Here is a 12,127-nt window from a genome sequence, read left to right on the forward strand (position 1 = left end):
CAACTCGTAACATCCCCATAACTGAAACGCCCCTGGCCTGATAACAGGCGGGACGAGAATTTTTATCGGCAATCTACGAGGTCGCCATGAACAGCGAAGAGCAAACCCTGATCGATGGACTGTTTTCACGGTTGCAACAAGCCGAAACGGACTCAGCCCCCCGCGACGCCCAGGCCGAAGCGCGGATCAAGGAGCATATGGCTCGCCAACCCGCCGTCGGCTACTACATGACCCAGTCGATTCTGGTGCAGGAACATGCGCTGCAGAGCCTCGACGCGCAGAACAAGCAACAGGCCCAGCAGATCCAGCAATTGCAGGACGAGCTGCAACGGGCCAAGGCCACGCAACCTGCGCCGGCCAGCGGTGGTGGGTTCCTGTCGAGCATCTTTGGCGGCAGCTCGCGTGACCCACAGCCTGCGCCGAGCAACTCAGGTGGCGGCTGGCGTGAGCCGGCGCGGCCCGCTTTTGGCCAGCCAGCGCCGCAACAGAACTACCAGCCACCTCAAGCACCGGTCGCCGCACCAGCCGGCAGTGGTTTCCTCGGTGGCGCCATGAAGACCGCCGCCGGCGTGGCCGGTGGTGTGTTGCTGGCCGAAGGGATCAGCAGCCTGTTCCATCACAACTCGCAGCCCCAGGTGGTGGAAGAGATCATCGAACAACCGGCACCGGCCAGCGATCAAGGCAACTGGGGCAACGACGACCAGCAGTTCGCCGGTAATGACCGCTGGGGCAGTGATAACACCGACAGCGATTATTCGGACGATTCCTCATCCTTTGGCGACGACGATTCTTTCGTCTGACCCACGCAGACCGGAACGCTGCGGCGCTCCGGTCTGATTTTTTCCCGGAAGCACTCCCTTGGCTGGCATACTGGCGCCCTTTCCGGGCGCTGGCGCCTGGCTGTCCATGAGGAAGTGCGGTGAAAAAAATTGCGGTGTTCGCCGATGTGCAAAACCTCTACTACACCGTGCGCCAGGCCTATGGTTGCCACTTCAACTACGCCGCCCTGTGGGCTGACATCAGCGCGCGCGGGCAGATTGTCGAGGCGTACGCCTATGCCATCGACCGTGGCGACAGCAAGCAGCAGCAATTCCAGCAGATCCTGCGCAACCTGGGCTTTACGGTAAAACTCAAGCCGTATATCCAGCGCAGCGATGGCTCGGCCAAGGGCGACTGGGACGTGGGCATCACGCTGGACATCATGGACGCCGCCGACCATGTCGACGAAGTCGTGCTGGCCTCCGGTGACGGTGATTTCGACATGCTGCTCGAGCGCATCATCCACAAGCATGGCGTGCGGGCCGTGGCCTACGGCGTGCCGGGGCTGACGGCCAACTCATTGATACGCGCCGCCAGCCACTATGTGCCGATCGAAGGCGCGTTGTTGCTCAAATAGATCGTTGAACGGAGTAGGAACAGGTTTGGAACGTATAGCGGTCATCGACTTTGAAACCACCGGCATCACCCCCAGCAGCCACTGCCGGGCCACGGAGATTGGCGTGGTCATCCTTGAGCGCGGGCAAATCGTGGACCGCTACCAGAGCCTGATGAACGCTGGCGTGCGCATACCGGCGTTTATCGAACAACTCACCGGCATCAGCAACGCCATGCTGCGCAGCGCGCCCCCGGCTGAGCGGGTGATGAACGAGGTCAATGAGTTCGTCGGCACCACGCCCTTGATGGCGCACAACGCCGCGTTCGACCAGAAGTTCTGGGACTTTGAGCTCGGCCTGATCCGCCGCACCCGCCTGCAAAAGTTCGCCTGCTCCCTGCTCCTGGCCCGCCGCCTCATGCCGGCTGCGCCCAACCACAAGCTCGGCACCCTCAACGCCTACGCCAAACTGCCCCACACCGGCCAGGCTCACCGGGCGCTGGCGGACGCGGAAATGGCCGCTAACCTCACCGCGCACCTGGCCCAGGAACTGCGCCAGACTCATGGTTTGCGCGAGCTGTCCCATGACCTGTTGTGCACCTTGCAGAAAGTGCCGGCGGCGAAGATCAATGAACACCTGAAGAAACATCGCGGGTTTTAAGGCCAGGCGCTGATCGTCCCCACGCTCTGCGTCCGCCCTTAAAGTCGTGACGCGGAGCGTCACGGGATGCATTCCCACGCGGAGCGTGGGAACGATCGATCAGCCACTATTTTTCCCATGGGCTTCCAATTGCCCCAACGGCACCCGCCGCTCTATGGCGCTGGACAAAATAATCGAGGTCTTGCTGAACCCGAACTTCGCCACCCGATTAATCAGGTCTTCCAGCTGCGGCATGGTGCCCACCGCCGCTTGCATGATCACGCAGGGGTCGCCTGTGACGCGGTGGCATTCGGTCAGTTCGGGTATTTCCGCCAGGGCGTCGTACACCTTTTGGCTGCCATGATTGGTCAGCCGCAACTCGATCACGCATTGAATCGGCAAGCCCACCTTGGATAAATCCACCTTGGCCTGGTACCCGGTGATCACGCCGCTGGCCTCAAGCTTGGCCACGCGTTCGGCCACGGCGGGGGCGGAGAGGTTTACGGTGCGTGCCAGTTGCGCGTAGGAAGCGCGGCCATCTTCAAGCAGGGCGCTGAGGAGCATGCGGTCGTATTTGTCCATGATAAGGCTCCGGTTGCGCATCGCTTTCGAAAGCACGGTTTATAGCCTTGATAACCATGGTTTGAGAAGTGTATTGGCGTTTTAAACAGGTTTTGTAACTTAAGTTTATCCACCTTCGTTTCTAGAATAAGTCTCCCATTTCCTGCCATAGAGCCGCCCAATGCCTGGCCCACGTCGCTTTCCCTTACCGTTGATCGCCGCCTTTTTTGCGTTGTATGTGATCTGGGGTTCCACCTATCTGGTGATCCGCATTGGCGTGGAGTACTGGCCGCCGTTGTTGCTGGCGGGCATTCGGTTTTGCACGGCGGGCGCGTTGATGTACGGCTTTCTCAGGTGGCGCGGGGTGCCGGCGCCGACCTGGCCGCAGTGGAAGGCGGCCGGGATGATCGGCATTTTGTTGCTCACGGTGGGCAATGGTGGCGTAAGTGTGGCCGAACACATGGGGGTGTCGTCCGGCGTGGCCGCGTTGGCGGTGGCGACGGTGCCGTTGTTCACTTTGCTGTGTGGGTTTTTCTGGGGCGCACGTAATACACGGCTGGAATGGGCCGGGGTGCTGCTGGGGATCATCGGCATCGCCATGCTCAACATGGGCAGTACCTTGCAGTCGAGCCCACTGGGCGCGGTGTTGCTGTTGATGGCGGCAGCGTCCTGGGCCTTCGGCTCGGTGTGGAGCCGCCATTTACCGCTGCCCCAAGGCGCGATGGCCAGCGCCGCGGAAATGCTCGTGGCCGGTGTGGCGCTGCTGATCGTCAGCGCGTTGTCTGGCGAGCACCTGCAGGCGATGCCGCCGCTGGAAGGCTGGCTGGCCCTGGCGTACCTCACGGTGTTCGGCTCGATCATTGCCTTCAACGCTTATATGTACCTGCTCAAGCACGTACGCCCGGCGGCGGCGACCAGCTATGCCTACGTAAACCCGGCAGTGGCCGTGTTGCTGGGGATTGTATTCGTGGGCGAGAGCATCGGCCTGGAAGAAGCCCTGGCAATGCTGGTGATTATCAGCGCGGTGTTGCTGATCAGCCTGCCCCAATGGCGCAAGCCCAAACCCGAAATAAGGTAAACTGCCGCGCATTACGCCCTTGCGCTGAATTTTTCCTACGGTAACTACATGACTTTCGCCACCCTTGGCCTGATCGAACCCTTGCTGCGCGCCCTTGAGACGCTTGGCTACCAGACCCCGACGCCGGTGCAGGCCCAAGCCATTCCGGCCGTGCTGGCCGGTCGCGACCTGATGGCCGCGGCCCAGACCGGCACCGGCAAGACCGCAGGTTTCGCTTTGCCGCTGCTGCAACTGTTGACCCTGGAAGGGCCGAAAGTCGCCGCCAACTCGGCGCGTGCGCTGATCCTGTGCCCGACTCGCGAACTGGCCGAGCAAGTACACGCCAGCGTTGCCGAGTACGCCCAACATCTGCCGCTGACCACTTACGCGGTGTACGGCGGCGTGAGTATCAACCCGCAGATGATGAAGCTGCGCAAGGGTGTGGATATTTTGGTCGCCACCCCTGGCCGCCTGATCGACCTGTTCCGCCAGAACGCGTTGAAGCTCAACCAGCTGCAAACCCTGGTGCTGGATGAAGCCGACCGTATGCTCGACCTGGGCTTCTCCGAAGAGCTTGCCAACATTTATCGCATGCTGCCGAAAAAGCGCCAGACCCTGCTGTTCTCCGCGACCTTCTCCGATGACATCCGCCTGCTCGCCGGGCAAATGCTCAACGACCCGCTGAGCATCGAAGTCAGCCCGCGCAACGTCGCCGCCAACACCGTCAAGCAGTGGGTGGTGCCGGTGGACAAGAAGCGCAAGCCGGAACTGTTTGTGCACCTGATGCGCAAGGGCCGTTGGAAGCAAGTGCTGGTGTTCGCCAAGACCCGCAACGGCGTAGACGCCTTGGTGGACAAGTTGCAGGGCCTGGGGATCAACGCCGACGGCATCCATGGCGACAAACCCCAAGCCACCCGCCAACGCGCACTGGACCGCTTCAAGGCCAGCGACGTGCAGATCCTGGTGGCCACCGATGTGGCGGCTCGTGGCCTGGATATCGAAGACCTGCCGCTGGTGGTCAACTTTGACCTGCCGATCGTGGCCGAAGACTACATCCACCGCATTGGCCGTACCGGGCGTGCGGGCAACACCGGTGAGGCGATTTCCCTGGTGTGTGCCGATGAGGTGAACATGCTCTCGGCGATCGAGATGCTGACCCGCCAGACCCTCACCCGCAAGATGGAACCGGACTTCGAGCCGGAGCACCGCGTGCCGGACACCGATGCCAGCGGGCAGGTGGTCAAGAAGCCGAAAAAACCGAAGAAGCCTAAGGCGTCCGGCGGTGGCGGCAAGCGCAACCTGGGCAAGTGGGTGGACAGTGGTGACGTGGCGCCGGCTGAGCCGTCGATCAAGCCGGTGCGCAAGGTGCCGGTGTTTAATACTGGGCCGCGTAAGAAGAAGTGATTGATCGTTCCTACGCTCCGCGTGGGAACGCATCCTGTGACGCTCTGCGTCACGAACCTAAAGCGGGACGCAGAGCGTCCCTGGCGGCATCCCCACGCAGAGCGTGGGAACGATCAGCGGTGGAGCCATTCCAAAATCCCCCGCCCAGCCGCTCTACCACTGGCAAAACACCCCGTCAGCAAATACCCACCAGTGGGCGCCTCCCAATCCAGCATTTCCCCCGCGCAAAACACCCCAGGCAATGGCTTGAGCATCAACCGCTCATCCAGCGCTTCAAACGGCACACCACCTGCCGTGCTGATCGCCTCATCCATCGGCCGCGTCTTCACCAGCGTCAGCGGCAACGCTTTGATATCCACCGCCAATTGCGCCGGATCGGTGAAGTGTTCAGCGGGCGACAACTCGCGTAACAAGGCCGCTTTCACGCCATCTAGCCCCAACTGACTGTGCAGATGCTTGCTCATCGACCGTGAGCCACGGGGCTTTGCCAATCCGGCCTGCACCTTGTCCAACGGCTTGCTGGGCAGCAAATCGATATGCACCGTGGCCGCACCGTCGCGGTTGATCGCTTCGCGAATCGGCGCCGACAAGGCGTAAATCAAACTGCCTTCAATGCCGGTGGCGGTGATCACGCATTCGCCCAGCCGAGGCTTGTCATCCCCCAGGCCAATGGCGACGTTTTTCAACGGTGCGCCAGCGAATTTGCTGACCATCAACTCGCTCCAGGCCGACACTTCAAACCCGCAGTTGCTCGGTTGCAGTCGCACATAGGGCAGGCCCTTGCCTTCAAACAGGTTAAGCCACGCGCCGTCAGAACCCAGGCGCGACCAACTGCCGCCGCCCAGGGCTAGCAGCACCGCATCGCTGTGGACAACTTTGTCACCGTCCGGGCTGTGGATAAGTAAACCGCCTTCGGCATTCCAACCCAGCCAACGATGCCGGGTGTGGATAACCACACCTTGATCGCGAAGGCGTTTGAGCCAGGCGCGCAACAGTGGCCCGGCTTTCATATCGGTAGGAAATACGCGGCCAGAGGTGCCGACAAAGGTCTGGATACCCAGGCCATGAATCCATTCGCACAACGCCTCGGCGCCAAAGCTGCGCAGCAGCGGCGCCATGTGCGGGGCGCGTTCGGCGTAGCGCGACAGGAACGCCGGGTACGCTTCTGAGTGGGTGATATTCATGCCGCCCACGCCGGCCAGCAGGAACTTGCGCCCTACCGACGGCATGCCGTCGTACAGGTCCACGCGCACGCCCGCCTGGCTCAAGACTTCAGCGGCCATCAGCCCGGCGGGGCCGCCGCCGATAATGGAGACGTGGTGGGCAGAAGTCTGAGGCATGGGCAGGCTACGGTGATATGAATAGGCCGAGCATTCTACCCGACCACGACGCTGTTGCCTGATCAAAAAACGTACACTTTCCTACAGGCCATGCGCTCAAACGCTTGCAGCCGCTTACGCTCAAGTTATCCACAGGCCGTTCCACAGGCATTGTGGGTAACGCTCACACTTCAATGACAGCCTGATGACGTCCACACCCGTTGTGCGCTGTGGTGCAGGATGCCGTGGCGGCGGGCGAGGGCGGGGCGGTCCTTGCTGTAACCGCCGCCGATCACGCCCATCACCGGAATGTCGCGGCCCAGGCAGTGGCGCATCACGCTTTCATCACGGGCGGCGACGCCTGCATCTGTCAGCTTGAGGTAACCAAGGGCGTCGTCCTTGTGCACATCCACGCCGGCGTCGTACAGCACCAGGTCCGGCTGGTAGAGCGGCAGCAGGTAGTTGAGCGCGTCATCCACCACCTTGAGGTAGTCGGCATCGCCCATGCCCATGGGCAGCGGGATGTCCCAGTCGCTCTGGGCCTTGCGTGCCGGGAAGTTCTTTTCGCAGTGCAGCGACACGGTGATGGCGTCCGGCGTGTCGTGGAGGATGCGTGCAGTGCCGTCGCCCTGATGCACGTCGCAGTCAAAGATAAGCACGCGATTGACCCGGCCGCTGGCCAACAGGTAGTGGCTGATCACCGCCAGGTCATTAAAAATGCAGAAACCCGCCGGATAATCGTAATGGGCATGGTGGGTGCCACCGGCCAAATGGCAGGCCAGGCCATGTTCGAGGGCCTGTTCGGCGGCCAGGATCGAGCCGCCCACCGCCCGCACCGTGCGCCGGGCCAGGGCGTCGCTCCAGGGTAGGCCGAGGCGGCGTTGGTCTTCGCGGGACAGTTCGCCGCCCATGTAGCGTTCGATATACCCAGGTTCATGGGCCAGGGCCAAAATGTCTGCCGGGCACAGCGGCGGGCGCAGCAATTGGCTGTCTTCGGTCAGGCCGCTGTCCACCAGGTGGTCACGCAACAGGCGAAACTTGTCCATGGGGAACCGGTGGTCCGCCGGGAACTCAGGGCTGTAGTCTTCGTGGTAGATCAATGGCAAGGGCATGGGATTTTCTGACGGGAACCTGCGAAGGATCTTAACAGCGCTGTACACTCACGCACATGGCAAGGCAGGGGGACCCATGGAGCCGATACTGGAATTGGAAAGTGCACGCTTGGTGCTGCGCCAATGGCGCGACAGCGACCTGCCGGACTTTGCGCGCATGTGCGCCGATCCGCAGGTGATGCGCTACTTCCCGGCGCAATTGAGCCACTTGGAAAGCGCCGCGCTGATCGGCCGGATTCGCGGGCATTTTGCTGAATATGGCTTTGGTTTCTGGGCCTTGCAGCGCAAGGACACCGGTGAGTTTATCGGCCTGACGGGCCTTGCGAATGTCAGCTTCGAAGCCGGCTTTACCCCGGCGGTGGAAATCGGCTGGCGTCTGGCCCGCGAACATTGGGGCCTGGGTTATGCCAGTGAGGCCGCCTGGACAGCGTTGCGCTGTGGTTTTGACCGCTTGCAACTGGACGAAATCCTGGCCTTCACCACCGAGAGCAATCTGCCCTCACAAAAAGTCATGCAGGCCATCGGTATGCATTACGATCCGCAGGCAGATTTTGAACACCCGAAAGTCGCAGTCGGTGACCCGCTGCGCCCTCACGTGTTGTACCGCATCACCCGCGCCCAATGGTTGGACACGCTGCACGGATAAGCAGGCGGTCATGCTCAACAGAAACCTGTAGGAGCGAGCTTGCTCGCGAAGAACGCAAGAGCGCTGCGGTAAACCAGAAGCGCTGCGTCATCGTTAACGACCTTCGCGAGCAAGCTCGCTCCTACCGGTAGATACCGTTTTGCTTTGAGGAGAGTTTCAATGAGCCAAGTATTGGAAGATCTGGTGGACTTGCTGACCCTGGAGCCGATCGAGGAAAACCTCTTTCGCGGCCGCAGCCAGGACCTGGGCTTTCGCCAGCTGTTCGGCGGCCAAGTGCTCGGCCAGTCGCTGTCGGCGGCCAGCCAGACCGTAGACGAAGCGCGGCATGTGCATTCCCTGCACGGCTATTTCCTGCGCCCTGGCGATGCCGCGTTGCCGGTGGTGTATTCGGTGGACCGCGTGCGCGATGGTGGCAGTTTCAGCACGCGTCGTGTTACCGCGATTCAAAAGGGCAATCCGATCTTTACCTGTACGACCTCGTTCCAGTACGACGAAGAAGGTTTCGAGCACCAGACCACCATGCCGGTGGTGGTAGGCCCGGAAAACCTGCCGTCGGAGCTGGAGCTGACCCAGCAACGTGCGCACCTGATCCCCGAGCACATGCGCGACAAGTTGCTGTGCCCCAAGCCCATCGAAGTGCGCCCGGTCACCGAAAAAGACCCGTTCAACCCGCAGCCGTCCGACCCGGTCAAGTACGTGTGGTTTCGTGCCGACGGTGGCTTGGCGGACACGCCGGCGCTGCATAAATACCTGTTGGCCTATGCCTCGGACTTTGGCCTGTTGACCACCTCGCTGCTGCCCCATGGCAAGACCGTGTGGCAGAAAGACATGCAGGTCGCCAGCCTCGATCACGCGCTGTGGTTCCACGCTGACCTGCGTGCCGATGACTGGTTGCTGTACGCCATGGACAGCCCGTGGGCCGGCAACTCCCGGGGTTTCTCCCGGGGCAGCGTGTACAACCGCGCCGGGCAACTGGTGGCGTCGGTGACCCAGGAAGGTTTGATTCGCCATCGCAAGGATTGGGCATGAGCCTTTGCGACGTTAAGCACTGGGTGTTCGACATGGACGGCACCCTCACGGTGGCGGTGCATGACTTTGCTGCCATCCGCGAGGCGCTGGACATTCCACCCGAAGACGACATCCTCACGCATCTGGCGGCCTTGCCGGCGCCGGTTGCAGCGGCCAAGCACGCCTGGTTGCTGGAGCACGAGCGCGAGCTGGCCCTGGGTTCGGTGGCGGCGCAGGGCGCGGTGGAGCTGGTACAGGAATTGGCCGCTCGCGGTTATCGCCTGGGCATCCTGACCCGCAATGCGCGGGAGCTGGCCCATATCACCCTGGAGGCGATAGGTCTGGCGGACTGCTTTGCCATTGAGGATGTGCTGGGGCGCGATGATGCGCCGCACAAGCCGGATCCGGGTGGGTTACTGAAGCTGGCGGCGGCTTGGGACATATCACCCAACGAAATGGTGATGGTCGGGGATTATCGCTTTGACCTGGATTGTGGTCGGGCAGCGGGGGCCAAGACGGTGTTGGTGAACTTGCCGGAGAACCCGTGGCCGGAGTTGGCGGATTGGCATGCCGAGGATTGTGCGGCGCTGCGCCGAATGATCTAACCCAGGCGACAGAGATCAAATGTGGGAGCTGGCTTGCCTGCGATGACGGACTGTCAGTTGATAAAGTGTCAGCTGACCCACCGCTATCGCAGGCAAGCCAGCTCCCACATTTTGATTGGGTTTCCTTCAGGCGCTACTGGGCAAACAGCACCTTTTCTCCCTCTGGCGAGGTAAACATCTTGTCCCCGTCATGCCCCACCCCCGGCACTTCCACCAGCCTGTGACCCAACTGCGGATGCCGCTGCTTGAGGTAATCAAAGTAGTTGTGCCCACGTATCAGCCGATACGCGCCCTGGGCCTCGGCTTCGCAGCTTTTATCCAGCGCCGGGTGGTTGGGGTCGGTGTCCTGCTGGCCCAGCAGGTAAGTGATATCCCGTGACACGTAGGCCTGTTCCAGTTGCTGGGCGCCTCGGTCACCCACGTAATCCGGCAGGTTTTGCATGCCGTACTTCCAGTCGTTGAAGCCTGGGCAACTGGTCGCATCGAACTTCACCGGGCGTTGCGGGCTGAAGTACGCATAGGACGACGGGTTAGCCACCACATACCGCAGGCGGATGCTTTCGGTGTTCAGCAGCGGGTGGTCGTGGCCGGTGAGGGCGAAGCGCTGCACCACTTGGCCGCCACCGGAATGCCCGGCGACCACGATTTCTTTCAGCGCCGGGAACAGTTTGCGGTTGCCCAAGTGCTTGATGATCTGGTCCAGAGCGCCATAAGAGCTGATCTGCCCTGGGCCGGTGGACGCTTCGCCGGCCATCCAGTCGTTGCCCTTCCAGCGCAAAACCTGATCGTCCAGGTGGTTACGCTTCACGTCCGTTTGATTGAGAAACTGCGGTGCGATCACCAGCGTACTGCCGCCCACCCCGGCATGCTCGGCGGCATTGATGCCGCTGTGCAGGTAGGTTTGCGCATTGCGCAGGCGGCCATGCACGATGATCAATGCACGTGTGACCTTGGGCAGCGGTTGGCGCCAATCCTGGCTCAGGCCCAGGCTGAGTTCGCCGGCCTCCAGATGAAAGCGATCGGGGCTGACCACCTTGACGCCGTGTTCGGCCGCGAAGGTGCAACAGGACACGAGCACACCCAGCAGTAACCCCAATCGTTTGATCATTTAGAGACTCTTGGCCGCGAAGGTATCGCATTGAGTGATCTGGCCCTGGGCGAAGCCGGTCTTGAACCAGCGCACGCGTTGGGCCGAGGTGCCGTGGGTAAAGGAGTCCGGTACCACGCGCCCCTGGCCCTGCTGCTGCAAACGGTCGTCGCCGATGGCATTGGCTGCGTTCAGGGCTTCTTCGATATCGCCGGGTTCCAGCCAGTTCAGGCGTTTTTGCGCATGGTTGGCCCACACGCCGGCAAAGCAGTCGGCTTGCAGTTCCTGGCGAACCAGCAGGCCACCGTCGCCTTCCATCTGCCGACCCTGTTGGCGCGCCGACTGGATCTTGGACGAGATGCCCAGCAACGTTTGTACGTGGTGCCCGATTTCGTGGGCGATCACGTAAGCCTGGGCGAAGTCACCGGCGGCCTGGAAGCGTTGCGACATTTCCCGGAAGAAGTCCAGGTCCAGGTACACCTGCTGGTCAGCCGGGCAGTAGAACGGGCCGCTGGCTGAGGTGGCGCCACCACAGGCAGAGTTGACCCGGCCACGGAACAGGATCAGTTTCGGGTTCTTATACGCCAGCCCATTTTGCTGGAACACTTGGCCCCAAGTGTCTTCGGTATCGCCCAGCACAGCGCGCACAAAGTCGGCTTGCTCATCGTTGGCCGGCGGTGCCTGACGCGGCTGAGTGCTGACCGACGGCGCCTGTTCCATCTGGCCGGTCAATTGGCCGAGGATCTGCATCGGGTCCTGGCCGGTCAGCCAGCCAATGCCGACGATCAGCACGATGGCCGTGAGGCTCAGGCCCTTGCCGCCGCCGAAGCGCATACCGCCACCGCCGCCGCCACTGTCATTACGGGCATCCACCACGTTGTCGCTGCGTCGGCCTTTTTTCCATAGCATGGGAGCAATCCTCTGTGTGCTAACCGTGATTGATTATGGTCGGTATTAACGGCAATAGCCTTCGCCAGTGGCAACGACCAGGCAGTCTTTTTTATCTGCCAGCCACTTCAAACCGGTGGCGGCGCCATCGCCAGCGCGCAACAGCTGCGGGCCGTCGGGGCGGGTGAAGGCGATGCCGTCGTCAGTGGCCTCACCTTTGAAGGTGCCAGCGTCATCGGCATCGAGGCCGTATTGCATGGTCAGCAGATAGTGGCCGCGGCCAATGCTGTCGTCTTTGGCGATGGTCAGGTGCAAGCCTTCGACACCGATCCACTTGCCGACCCATTTATCGGTGGGCGGGGTCTCGGGCACCAGGGTCGCTTGCACGGAAGCGGGCGCGGGCTTGGGGGCTTCTTTCGGGGCTTTAT

The 12,127-nt window shown here is 61.9% G+C and carries 14 protein-coding genes; 8 read left to right on the forward strand and 6 right to left on the reverse strand.

What is annotated here, in order from left to right; translation table 11 throughout:
• Window positions 1–86: 86 nt before the first annotated feature.
• From GIW04_RS11085 to GIW04_RS11095, 3 genes are all read left to right on the forward strand, one after another.
• Window positions 87–800 carry a DUF2076 domain-containing protein gene (locus tag GIW04_RS11085; RefSeq protein ID WP_044268915.1) on the forward strand — a complete coding sequence of 238 codons (714 nt, stop codon included), beginning with the start codon at window positions 87–89 and terminating at the stop codon, window positions 798–800.
• A 119-nt stretch (window positions 801–919) separates the two neighbouring features.
• Complete coding sequence (locus GIW04_RS11090; RefSeq protein WP_003194396.1) at window positions 920–1,396, forward strand: LabA-like NYN domain-containing protein; 477 nt, start codon at window positions 920–922, stop codon at window positions 1,394–1,396.
• A 25-nt stretch (window positions 1,397–1,421) separates the two neighbouring features.
• A complete protein-coding gene (locus GIW04_RS11095) occupies window positions 1,422–2,033 on the forward strand; it encodes a 3'-5' exonuclease (protein ID WP_003194395.1) in 612 nt (203 codons plus the stop codon).
• 99 nt (window positions 2,034–2,132) lie between these two features.
• On the opposite strand, the gene GIW04_RS11100 is transcribed toward GIW04_RS11095, so the two are convergent.
• A complete protein-coding gene (locus GIW04_RS11100) occupies window positions 2,133–2,594 on the reverse strand; it encodes an Lrp/AsnC family transcriptional regulator (RefSeq protein WP_003194390.1) in 462 nt (153 codons plus the stop codon).
• 160 nt (window positions 2,595–2,754) lie between these two features.
• Between GIW04_RS11100 and yedA the strand changes: the two genes are divergently transcribed.
• Window positions 2,755–3,651 carry a drug/metabolite exporter YedA gene (yedA, locus tag GIW04_RS11105; RefSeq protein ID WP_003194388.1) on the forward strand — a complete coding sequence of 299 codons (897 nt, stop codon included), beginning with the start codon at window positions 2,755–2,757 and terminating at the stop codon, window positions 3,649–3,651.
• 48 nt (window positions 3,652–3,699) lie between these two features.
• Window positions 3,700–5,034 carry a DEAD/DEAH box helicase gene (locus GIW04_RS11110; RefSeq protein ID WP_003194386.1) on the forward strand — a complete coding sequence of 445 codons (1,335 nt, stop codon included), beginning with the start codon at window positions 3,700–3,702 and terminating at the stop codon, window positions 5,032–5,034.
• Between the two features lie 113 nt (window positions 5,035–5,147).
• Here GIW04_RS11110 and GIW04_RS11115 read toward each other — a convergent pair whose 3' ends face one another.
• Both GIW04_RS11115 and GIW04_RS11120 read right to left on the reverse strand, forming a co-directional pair.
• Window positions 5,148–6,374, reverse strand: a complete 1,227-nt coding sequence (locus tag GIW04_RS11115) for a TIGR03862 family flavoprotein (protein ID WP_120248791.1) — start codon at window positions 6,372–6,374, stop codon at window positions 5,148–5,150.
• A 170-nt stretch (window positions 6,375–6,544) separates the two neighbouring features.
• Window positions 6,545–7,465, reverse strand: a complete 921-nt coding sequence (locus tag GIW04_RS11120) for a histone deacetylase family protein (protein ID WP_120248792.1) — start codon at window positions 7,463–7,465, stop codon at window positions 6,545–6,547.
• Between the two features lie 76 nt (window positions 7,466–7,541).
• On the opposite strand from GIW04_RS11120, the gene GIW04_RS11125 reads away from it, so the two are divergent.
• From GIW04_RS11125 to GIW04_RS11135, 3 genes are all read left to right on the forward strand, one after another.
• Entirely contained in the window at window positions 7,542–8,111 is a 570-nt protein-coding gene (locus tag GIW04_RS11125; protein WP_003194381.1) for a GNAT family N-acetyltransferase, read from the forward strand.
• 159 nt (window positions 8,112–8,270) lie between these two features.
• The gene (tesB, locus tag GIW04_RS11130; RefSeq protein ID WP_120248793.1) at window positions 8,271–9,140 is read left to right on the forward strand and encodes an acyl-CoA thioesterase II; all 870 of its coding nucleotides are present in this window, start codon (window positions 8,271–8,273) and stop codon (window positions 9,138–9,140) included.
• Window positions 9,137–9,724 (forward strand): HAD family hydrolase, encoded by a 588-nt coding sequence (locus GIW04_RS11135; RefSeq protein ID WP_003194377.1) that lies wholly within the window; start codon window positions 9,137–9,139, stop codon window positions 9,722–9,724. The genes tesB and GIW04_RS11135 overlap by 4 nt, the downstream gene beginning before the upstream one ends.
• Before the next feature lie 133 nt (window positions 9,725–9,857).
• Here the strand turns inward: GIW04_RS11135 and GIW04_RS11140 are convergent, their stop codons facing one another.
• The 3 genes from GIW04_RS11140 to GIW04_RS11150 form a co-directional block, all read right to left on the reverse strand.
• A complete protein-coding gene (locus GIW04_RS11140; RefSeq protein ID WP_120248795.1) occupies window positions 9,858–10,832 on the reverse strand; it encodes an alpha/beta hydrolase in 975 nt (324 codons plus the stop codon).
• The gene (ypfJ, locus tag GIW04_RS11145; protein WP_120248796.1) at window positions 10,833–11,720 is read right to left on the reverse strand and encodes a KPN_02809 family neutral zinc metallopeptidase; all 888 of its coding nucleotides are present in this window, start codon (window positions 11,718–11,720) and stop codon (window positions 10,833–10,835) included.
• 45 nt (window positions 11,721–11,765) lie between these two features.
• Window positions 11,766–12,127, reverse strand: a 362-nt coding sequence (locus tag GIW04_RS11150; RefSeq protein WP_236478979.1) for a hypothetical protein, incomplete at its 5' end; no start/stop codon positions are given.

Origin of the sequence: Pseudomonas sp. PA-4-8C (assembly GCF_021606625.1) — a bacterium.
Taxonomy (GTDB): Bacteria; Pseudomonadota; Gammaproteobacteria; order Pseudomonadales; family Pseudomonadaceae; genus Aquipseudomonas; species Aquipseudomonas lactis.